7 protein-coding genes and 3 pseudogenes are annotated in these 9,498 nt (G+C 70.7%); 7 read left to right on the top strand and 3 right to left on the bottom strand.

Annotated elements, in window-relative coordinates:
- Nucleotides 1-175: 175 nt before the first annotated feature.
- The 6 genes and pseudogenes from AQJ91_RS46240 to AQJ91_RS57640 all read left to right on the top strand — a co-directional run.
- Nucleotides 176-760 (top strand): annotated as a pseudogene (locus tag AQJ91_RS46240) (PfkB family carbohydrate kinase); the annotation flags it as partial.
- Nucleotides 761-795: 35 nt separating this feature from the next.
- Nucleotides 796-1,809: an aldo/keto reductase gene (locus tag AQJ91_RS46235; protein ID WP_067035711.1), complete on the top strand. Its 1,014-nt coding sequence runs from the start codon at nt 796-798 to the stop codon at nt 1,807-1,809.
- A complete protein-coding gene (locus AQJ91_RS46230) occupies nt 1,800-2,522 on the top strand; it encodes a FadR/GntR family transcriptional regulator (RefSeq protein WP_067035708.1) in 723 nt (240 codons plus the stop codon). Before AQJ91_RS46235 ends, AQJ91_RS46230 begins: the two co-directional genes overlap by 10 nt.
- A 423-nt stretch (nt 2,523-2,945) precedes the next feature.
- Nucleotides 2,946-3,203 (top strand): annotated as a pseudogene (locus tag AQJ91_RS58630) (cellulose binding domain-containing protein); the annotation flags it as partial.
- A 175-nt stretch (nt 3,204-3,378) separates the two neighbouring features.
- Nucleotides 3,379-3,636, top strand: a pseudogene (locus tag AQJ91_RS57645) (alpha-L-fucosidase); the annotation flags it as partial.
- Nucleotides 3,634-4,488 carry an RICIN domain-containing protein gene (locus tag AQJ91_RS57640; protein WP_324618063.1) on the top strand — a complete coding sequence of 285 codons (855 nt, stop codon included), beginning with the start codon at nt 3,634-3,636 and terminating at the stop codon, nt 4,486-4,488. The pseudogene AQJ91_RS57645 and the gene AQJ91_RS57640, both read left to right, overlap by 3 nt.
- Here the strand turns inward: AQJ91_RS57640 and AQJ91_RS46215 are convergent.
- The 3 genes from AQJ91_RS46215 to AQJ91_RS46205 all read right to left on the bottom strand — a co-directional run bounded on the left by AQJ91_RS46215 (nt 4,449) and on the right by AQJ91_RS46205 (nt 7,798).
- A complete protein-coding gene (locus AQJ91_RS46215; protein ID WP_079085711.1) occupies nt 4,449-5,486 on the bottom strand; it encodes an HpcH/HpaI aldolase/citrate lyase family protein in 1,038 nt (345 codons plus the stop codon). The two genes, AQJ91_RS57640 and AQJ91_RS46215, sit on opposite strands and share 40 nt — an antisense overlap.
- The gene (locus AQJ91_RS46210; protein ID WP_067035702.1) at nt 5,476-6,693 is read right to left on the bottom strand and encodes a CaiB/BaiF CoA transferase family protein; all 1,218 of its coding nucleotides are present in this window, start codon (nt 6,691-6,693) and stop codon (nt 5,476-5,478) included. Before AQJ91_RS46210 ends, AQJ91_RS46215 begins: the two co-directional genes overlap by 11 nt.
- 178 nt (nt 6,694-6,871) lie before the next feature.
- Complete coding sequence (locus tag AQJ91_RS46205; RefSeq protein WP_067035699.1) at nt 6,872-7,798, bottom strand: LysR family transcriptional regulator; 927 nt, start codon at nt 7,796-7,798, stop codon at nt 6,872-6,874.
- A 184-nt stretch (nt 7,799-7,982) separates the two neighbouring features.
- Here AQJ91_RS46205 and AQJ91_RS46200 point away from each other — a divergent pair, with 184 nt between their 5' ends.
- Complete coding sequence (locus AQJ91_RS46200) at nt 7,983-9,422, top strand: CitMHS family transporter (RefSeq protein WP_067035696.1); 1,440 nt, start codon at nt 7,983-7,985, stop codon at nt 9,420-9,422.
- Nucleotides 9,423-9,498 lie beyond the last annotated feature (76 nt).

The raw sequence follows: 9,498 nt of genomic DNA, 5'->3' as shown, positions 1-9,498 counted from the left end.
CGCACCGACCCTGGCCGGGCTGAGCGCGCAGATCCACCCCGAGTCCCTCAAGGAGTACGCCTACCCCGACGGCCCCGTCTGGACCTCCCGTGTCCGACGTGCCTGACCGCTGGGCCGCCGCCGTCGGAATGGTGCCGGGCGGGCTGTCCCGAGAACGCGAAGCAGGCAGTGCGCCACGGTGGACGTCGCCGACGAGGCCATGGCCGCGGCCCGCCGCCACGGCGTCACCGTCTCCTACGACCCCAACCACCGCCCCAGCCTCTGGGCCGGCCGGGGCGGCGCCGACGCCGCCCGCGAGGTCGACCTGCGGCTCGCCCGGCAGGCCGACGTCGTGGTGGGCGCCCTGGGTCTGGCCGGGACGTATCCGGGGCAGGCGCGCATCGGCGCCGACGAAGCGGCGGACGTGCTCGCCGAGGTGGCCGGCCTGCTGCCCGCGGCGAAAGTGCTGGCGACGACCCTGCGCGACGTGCCCTCGGCCGGGGTCAACGACTGGCCCTTGGCCGGCTGGTCCGCCGAAACCGGCTTCGTCACCGGCCCGCGGATGCCCGGCCTGCAGGTCCTGGACCGCATCGGCTCCGGCGACGCCTTCGCCGCCGGTCTGATCCACGGACGGCTCAGCGAAACCGGCCTGGAGCGCGCCCTGGCCTGCGGCACCGCCCACGGCGCGCTCACCATGACCACGCCCGGAGATGTCTCCATGGCCTCGCTCGCCGAGGTCGAGGCGCTCATCGCGGGCGGATCGGCCCACGTCAGGCGCTGACCGGCGCCCCATCACACATATCCCAGGAGCACGTCTTGCACCAGCGGAAGATCCAGAACACGTCCGTCTCGCTCACCGAGCTCGGCTTCGGGGCGTCCGTGATCGGCAACCTCTACCGCGTCATCCCGGCTGACGACGCGACAGCCGCCGTCGACACGGCCTGGGAGGCCGGCCTGCGGTATTTCGACACCGCACCGCACTACGGCCTCGGCCTCTCCGAGCGCCGCCTGGGCGCCGCCCTACGAGGCCGCCCGCGCGACGAGTGCGTCATCTCCTCCAAGGTGGGCAGGCTGCTCGTGCCCAACGAGGAGCCACGTGGCGTCGACACCTGGGGCTTCGTCGTACGGGACGACCTGCGTCGGCAGTGGGACTTCAGCCGTGACGGCGTGCTCCGGTCCATCGAGGGCACGCTGGAGCGCACCGGTCTGGACCGGCTGGACATCGTGTACCTGCACGATCCGGACGACCACTGGCGGCAGGCGGCCGAGGAGGCCATGCCCACGCTCGCGGAGTTGCGCGACCAGGGCGTGATCGGCGCGATCGGCGCCGGCATGAACCAGTCGGCGATGCTCGCCCGCTTCCTGCGCGAGACCGCCGCCGACGTGGTGATGCTGGCCGGGCGCTACACGCTCCTGGACCAGTCGGCGCTGGACGACGTCCTGCCCGCCGCGCGGGACCTGGGCAAGAGCGTGGTGGCGGTGGGTGTCTTCAACTCGGGGCTGCTCTCCCGTGACCGGCCCGCCGAGGGCATGAAGTACGACTATCAGGACGCCCCGCCGGCTCTGGTCGCCCGTGCTCGGGGGATCGCCGAGGTCTGCGCGGCGCACGGGACCACTCTGCCCGCCGCCGCGATCGCCTTCCCGTACACGCATCCCAGTATCATCAACGTCACCCTCGGCATGCGGACTGCGGAACAGGTCGGACGAAACGTGGCACTCCATGATCAGCAAGTCCCGGACGGCCTCTGGGACGATCTCCGCACTCAGGGGCTGATCAGGTCGGACGTGCTCGCGGGGCACGGTGGGGGGAGGGACGAGCGGTGTCTCTGACGGACAAGGCCATCGATGAGATCCGTGAGCTGATCCGGACCGGTGCCCTGCCTCCGGGCTCGAAGCTCCCGCCGGAGCCGGACCTGGCCGCGCAGCTGGGCCTGTCCCGCAACCTCGCCCGGGAAGCGGTCAAGGCGCTGGCCGTCGCACGGGTCCTGGAGGTCCGGCGGGGCGACGGCACGTATGTGACCAGCCTCCAGCCGAGCCTGCTGCTGGAGGGGCTCGGCGGTGCGGTGGAGCTGCTCCAGGGGGACTCGGTCGCCCTGCAGGACCTGATGGAGGTACGGCGGCTCCTCGAACCGCTCGCCACGGCCCTTGCCGCCACCCGGATCTCCGACTCCCAACTGGCCGTAGTGAAGCGGCACTTGGATGCCATGCGCGAGGCCCGAGACGATGTCGAACAGCTCAACGCCCACGATGCCGCCTTCCACCGTGCGGTCATCTCGGCCACGGGCAACGAGACCCTCCTCACCCTCCTGGAGGGCATCTCAGGCCGCACCCTGCGTGCCCGCATCTGGCGCGGTCTGGTCGACGACAAGGCCGCGGGCCGCACTCTCGCCGAGCACGAGGCGATCTTCAACGCGCTGTCCACCCGTGACGCCGCCCTCAGCCAGGCCGCCGCGCTGCTCCACGTGAGCAACACCGAGCAGTGGCTGAGGGAACACCTGCGCTCCGGCGACCCCCTCCCCTTGGGGACGACAGCGCGGAAGTGACGGGCGCACGATCCTGGTCCAGGTCCTGCCCTAGATGGACGAGACCGCGGAATTCCTGTCGAACCGAATCTCGGCGGTCCCGGTACGACGCCGGTGCCCAGGGCGTCCTGGCACTCGACGACGCCCTGAACCGACCGGCGACCGGCGGCAGGCCGGCCTCGCGCCGCAAGGGCGCGAGGAGCCGGTCGGTGTCGAGGGACAGCAGGTGGTCGAAGGCGGTGTTCCGCGTGTCCAGGAACGGGCCGGGAAGAAGGCGTACCGCGCTGCGGGGGAGTGACTGCATGGGTGCCAGTTTCCGTCGCTCGAACCTTGCCGGCCTGCGGCGGAGAGTATCGCGACCGATCGTGCGTGATCAGGAACCGCTCTCTTGACCGCCGTGAACACTCAGCAGCCGGTCGTACCCCGAGGGCGCCCTGCCCCCTCGGGCGGTCGGTCCACCCCGGCTGGGCGCTGGTCTTCACCCTGCCCGGCGGCCAGGCCGTCACCTCCGGCTGGAACGCCGACTACTCGCCCGCTTCCGGCAGGGTGACCGCCCGGAACGTCTCCCACAACGCCACCATCGCCCCCGGCGGGTCCGTCGACATCGGCTTCCAGGCCGCCCACACCGGCGACACCGCCACGCCGAACTCCTACACACTCAACGGCACCGCCTGCGCCGTCACGGGGAGTTCGGTGAAGTGATCACGTGGGCGGGCCACGCGCAACCCGCTCGTCCCGCTCGTGAACGCCGGTTCCGCAAAGCGCGACATTCCGGCCGGAGGCATCGAGGCCATGGAGCGGCGCCGGTCATGTCACGCCCTGGTGCAGGCGGTCCCGTTGAGGCTGCAACCGCCCCGCGCGGCGAAGGCGGGGCCTCGGCGACTTCGCCTGCCCGGAGCAGACCGTGCCCGCCGCGCCGCTGGACCGGCTGTGGGAGACCTGCGCCACCATGAACGGCCAGTGGGGCTACACGGACTGGGCCGAGAACAACTACCGGTCCGTGAAGGCACTCGTGCAGGAGATGGTCACGGTCGTCTCCAGGGACGGCAGCTACCTGCTCAACATCGGCCCGAAGGGCGACGGCAGCGTGTCCGCCGCGACCACGACGGCACTCAACGGGATCGCCTCCTGGATGACCACCTACGGCGACAGCATCCACGGCACCAGCGGCAGCCCTTTCACCACCGAGCCCTCCTGGGGCAAGATCACCAAGAAGAACGGCAAGCTCTTCGCCCACGTCTTCACCTGGCCCACGGGCGGCACCCTGCAGATCCCCGCGGTCCACAACACCATCAACCGCGTCTACCTGATGAACAACCCCTCCGTCTCGCTCAACTACTGGGTCAGCGGCGGGCAGATCAACGTCAGCGTGCCGGCCACCGCGCCCGACGCCAGCGACTCCGCGGTCTGCGTGGAGGTCAGCGGCATGCCGGCTGTCCTCGCGAACGGTGTCTACCGGCTGGTCAGCGCCCGGAGTGGCAAGGCCCTCGACAACTGGAACACCACCGCCGAGGGCAACTCGGTCATCCAGTGGACGCAGAACGGTGGCTCCCAGCAGCAGTGGACGGTCACCGCTCTGGACCACGGCTACTACAAGCTGGTCTGCGTCCGCAGCGGAAAGGCCCTCGACGACAACGGCAGCAGCAGCGACGGCGCGGTGATGGTGCAGCGGACCGACAACGGCAGCCACCAGCAGCAGTGGGCCATCACCGCGCTGGGCGGTGGCGCGTACCGGCTCACCAACCGGCACAGCGGCAAGGTGCTGGACAACGCCAACACCGACACGGAGGGGAGCACCATCATCCAGTGGTCCGCCAACGGCGGCTCCTCGCAGCAGTGGAACATGACCAAGCTCAGCTGGATACACCGGGGGGCGGGTCTTGGCCCGTCCCCCCGGCTCACGCCGAGAGAAGGTGTCGGCCCCGGCGACACGCGCCGCGCCGGCGGTCAGACCGAGCGAGAGCAAGTGCCCGTCAGGGGACGCTGAACGTCGCCGGCCCGCGGGCTCGACGCGGAACTCGTACGCGCCACGCGAACCTGCGCCCCGTGTCGTTCGAGCACAAGGCGGGCCGTACGGGCCATGGCCTCGTCGACCATCTCACCTTGGAAGGTCACGGCGCCCGTCCCTTCTCTCTGTGCCGCCTCGACCGCCTCGATCAGCTCTGCGCAGCGGGCGAGTTCGGCGGAGGTGGGGGAGAACACCTCGTTGATCACGGGGACATGGGCGGGATGGATCGCCATCATGCCCTCGTAGCCGAGCAAGCGGTTCTGTTCGGCGAAGGCGCGTAGCCCCGGCAGGTCGCCGATGCGCGTCCACAATCCGCTGACCGGGCACGGCACTCCGGCTGCCCTGGCGTCCAGCAGAACGCGGGAGCGCAGTGCCACCGTTTCGGTTCCCTCGGGGCTCCAGCGGTAGCCGACGGCGCGTTCCACGTCGCCGCCGGGGGCGGTGAGAGCGCCCAAGTAGGCGATGCGCGAGGCGGCTCGGGCGATGTCGTAGGCCTCGCGCAGGCCACGCGCCGTCTCCAACAGGGGCACCAGGGCGATGTGTCCCGGAGGCAGGCCCTGTTCCTGTTCGCACCAGCCCAGCAGCCGGTCGGCAAGCTTCACGTCCTGGGCGGAGCGGACCTTGGGAAGGACGACACCGGCGAGGCCGGGCCGTACGACCGCACGCAGTTCCTCGGCCCCCGCCCAGTCGTCCAGCGGGTTGACACGGACGAACAGCGCCATCCGTCCCACCTGCTCGGCCGACGTGACGGCGGCCCGTGCGACGGCGTCGGCCACCTGCGCACGGGCGGCAAGCCTGCCCGAGGCGGGCACCGCGTCCTCCAGGTCGAGGATGGCCGCGTCGGCGCCCGCCGCCCGCGCCTTGGGCAGCCAGTCGGTCCTGGTGCCGGGGACGAAGAGCAGGGAGCGCAGCGGGGGCCGGCCAACCGCCCCCGCGTCGACCTCGGCAGGCCTCTTCGGAGACGCCTCAGATGACATCGCTCTTCTCCAGGTCGGCCAGCTCGCCCGCGCTGAGTCCGAGCCACTGCCCGTAGACCAGGTGATTGTCCTGCCCGAGGGCGGGACCCGTCCGCCAGACCCGCCCGGGGCGCTGCCGGAAATGCGGGATCACCGCCTGCATACGCACCGGACCGAGATCGGGGTCATCGACGGTGACGATGTCTTCGCGTTCGGCGTACACGGGGTCGGCGGCGATGTCCGCGGCGTCGAACACCCGCGAGGCCACGACCTCGGCACGGGCGAACTCCTCCAGACACTCGCCGGTGACCCGCTCCGCCACCCAGTTCCGCAGGTTCTCGTCCAACTGTTCGCGTCGGTCGTACTGTTGCTGAGCCGTGGAGAACTCCTTCTCGGGGAGTCCCAGCAGGCGGGCGATGTTGCGGACCGATCGCAGTGTCGCGGAGGTCACCGTGACCCACTCGCCGTCGCGGGAGCGGTAGGTGTTGATCACAGCCCCCGGGGCGACCGCCAACTGGTTGCCGGAGCGTTCGGGTACTCGTCCCAACTGGTCGTGGACGATGACCTGCCACTCGACCAGACGGAACAGGGACTCGAAGAGAGCGAGGTCGATCCACTCGCCGTCGAACCCGGGGTCGTGGTCGCGGCGGTGGAGGGCGGCGAGGACGGCGTAGGCGCCCATCAGGCCGGTCACGGCGTCGCCGTGCGAGAAGCCGGTGTGCACGGGCGGGCCGTCGGGAAAGCCGGTCAGGTGGACGACTCCGCTGCGCGCCTCACCCACCTTGCCGAAGCCGGGGGCGTCCGCCTGCGACGAGGTGGCGCCGAAGCCGGAGATCTGCAGCAGCACGGCCCGGGGGTTGATGCGGTGCACGGAGTCCCAGTCGAGTCCCCAGCTGCGCAGGCGTCCGGCGCGCAGGGTGACGATGACGACGTCCGCCCAGGCGACGAGCCGGTGGGCGACGAGACGGCCGGCCTCGTGGTGCAGATCGAGGGTGACCGAGCGTTTGTTGCGGCCGGCGACCTTGAACCACAGGGGAACACCGTCACGTTGGGGTCCCATGGCGCGGGCCGCGTCTCCGGCGCCGGGGGGTTCTACGTGTACGACGTCGGCCCCTTGGTCGGCGAGCATCGAGCCCGCCAGCGGACCGGCCACCACATGGGCGAACTCGACCACTTTCAGCCCGCGCAACTGCCCGCTTCCGGTGGTGTTCCGCTCGTCATCCGACACCGCTGAGCTCCCTTGCCCTGCCGTTCCGCGTAGGTCCCGACAGCGTCGTCCGCGTTGGTGCGGCACGGCCGTCGCCGTTGTCCTCAGACTGCCGGAGCGGAGAAATGCCTGTCGAGCAACAGAAGGCCATCAATCAATGCGAAAAACGCATGAATCGGGGAGGGGTCGGTACGCGGCCTCAAGCCCACGAAACCCCGGGCGGAAGTGGACGCCCCTGGAGGCGGAACTCTTCGAGCGTCTCCAGGAACCGCTCCGTCACGGTCGGGAGCGTTCGCCGAGCGCGCAGCGCGATGTCCAGGCGCCGGTCCACCACGGGGTCCACCAGAGGACGGCAGACGACGGGTCCGGCACCCATCAGCGGGAGCACGAGGGCGGGCATCGCCGACACCCCGAGGCCGGCGGTCACCAGTCCCCCCACGGTCGCGATACTGCCCGCCTCGGCCGCCGGTACCGCGTGCGCGTCGATCTGGGCGAACGCCGCGTCGGTGAGCCGGCGCACGCTCGAGTCGCGCCCGACGGCCAGGAACGGCTGACGAGCCAGGTCGTCCCAGGCGATCTCGTGGCGGTCGGCGAGCGGGTGGCCTTCCGGCAGCACCGCGACGAAGCGGTCCCTGACCAGGGGGCGGTGCTCCAACTGCTCCGGCGGGTTGCCGACGGTGGTGATCGCGAAGTCGGCGTCGCCGGACAGGACCCGGTCCAGTACCGACCGCTCCAGGCCGTCGAGGAGTCGTACCGCCACCTGTGGCCGCCGCTCGCGGAAGTCGGAGATCACCTGCGGCAGGAGCACCGCCGCGACGGAGGGAAGGGTGGCCACGGCGACCGTCCCCGACTCGCCGAGCAGGTATCGCCTGAGCTCCTTCATGCCCGCCCGGTGAGCGGTGACGATCTGCTCGGCTACACGCAGGGCCTCGACGCCCGCCGCGGTCAACTGCACGTTGCGGGTGTCCCGTTCCAGGAGCTGGACGCCGAGTTGTCGCTCCAGATCCGCGACCGCGCGGCTGAGCGAGGACTGGGACACGTGCATCTCCGCGGCGGCCGCGGTGAAGCTCGCGGCCCGCGCGACGGCCGTGTACGCCGCCAGTTGACGCAAGGTGGTGGCCTCCATGGCCGACGAGCATAGGCCGCCCCCGCTTGGATTGATGCGCTTAACGCATGGACAGATCTCGGTTTGATGCTGGACACCGATCCGCCGGTGCTCCGAAACTCTCGCGTAACACCTCGGCCTGCCTCCCCCCGCCCAGCCCCGCCCACCGCCGCCGAGGGCCGTCCCCGAGAAAGCGAGCGCCGCCATGCTGGCAGCCCTGGGCTTCGCCACGATCGCCGTCTTACTGCTGCTCACCATGACCAAACGCGCCTCGGTACTGGTCGCTCTGATCCTGCTTCCGGTGCTGGCGGCGCTCATCGGCGGCTTCGCGGGCGATCTGGGCGAGTTGATTCTCGGTGGGCTGTCCAAGGTGGCTCCCACCGGCATCATGATCGCCTTCGCGGTCCTGTACTTCAGCCTGATGGTGGACGCCGGGCTCTTCGACCCTCTGATCCGCGGTCTGTTGCGCGTGGCGCGTGGCGACCCGTTGCGGATCACCGTCGCCACAGCGGTCCTCACGCTGTGCGTCGCCCTGGACGGCGACGGTGCCTCCACCTTCCTCATCACCGTCTCCGCACTGCTGCCGGTCTACCAGAGGCTCGGTATGAACCCCCTGGTGCTGTCCGGAGTGGTCTGCCTGGGCGCGGGCGTGATGAACATGGTCCCCTGGGGTGGCCCGACGGTACGAGCCATGGCGGCACTGGAGCTGGACAGTTCCGAGGTCTTCAACCCCGTGCTGCCCGCGATGGGCTTCGGTGTCGTCTGGGTGCTGGTGGCCTCCTACCTGCTCGGCCGCCGGGAGCGCAACCGTCTCGGTGCGCTGTCCTCGCGGGGTCCGGCCACGGACGTGCGCGAGGGCGAGGACGAGCGGGGCGATCGTGAACCCGCCGCTTCGACGACGGTCACGGCGACCACGGGACCCGAGTCGAGTCGGCACGCCACTCCCGCGACGACTGACGGGGAGCGTCAGGCCCTCCGGGCTCCCGGGAACGGGCCCGGCACCGTCCGGGTCCCGCCGCTGCCGCGGACCTGGCTGAACATCTTCAATCTCCTGCTCACCGTCGCCCTCGTGGTCTGCCTGATCCAGGAAGTGATGCCGCTTCCGGTGCTGTTCGTCCTCGGGTTCGCGATCGCGCTGCTGGTCAACCACCCCACCTGGGAACAGCAACAGGCGCTGCTCGACAAGCACGCCAAGAGCGTGGTCCTGGTCACCACGATGATCTTCGCGGCCGGCGTCCTCACCGGGATCCTCAGTGGCACCAGGATGATCGACGAGATGGCCGAGACGCTCGTCTCCGTCGTCCCCGACTCCTTCGGGTCGCACCTGCCCGTCGCGGTGGCCGTCACCGGCATGCCGTTGAGCCTGGTCTTCACTCCGGACGCCTACTACTTCGGCGTACTGCCCGTACTCGCCGAGACCGCGCAGGGCTTCGGCACGGATCCGGCCGAGGTCGCCAGGGCTGCCATTCTCGGCCAGATGACCACGGGGTTCCCGCTCAGTCCGCTCACCGCGTCCACGTTCATCCTGGTCGGCATGAGCGGTGTGTCGCTCGGCGAACACCAGCGCTTCATCTTCCGCTGGGCCTTCGCCACCACGCTGGTCATGACCGCCGGCGCCCTGCTGACCGGTGCGTTCCCCCTGTGACCGGTGTCCCGGGCCTGAGCGGAGTCCCCGCCGACCGCGTGCTCCCGGCAGCCACCGCACATGCTGCTCAGGCCTC

This window comes from Streptomyces dysideae, assembly GCF_001514305.1.
In the GTDB taxonomy this organism is placed as follows: Bacteria; Actinomycetota; Actinomycetes; order Streptomycetales; family Streptomycetaceae; genus Streptomyces; species Streptomyces dysideae.
Note: the sequence above shows the minus strand (reverse complement) of the source record. Positions and strands in the feature narration are given on the sequence as shown.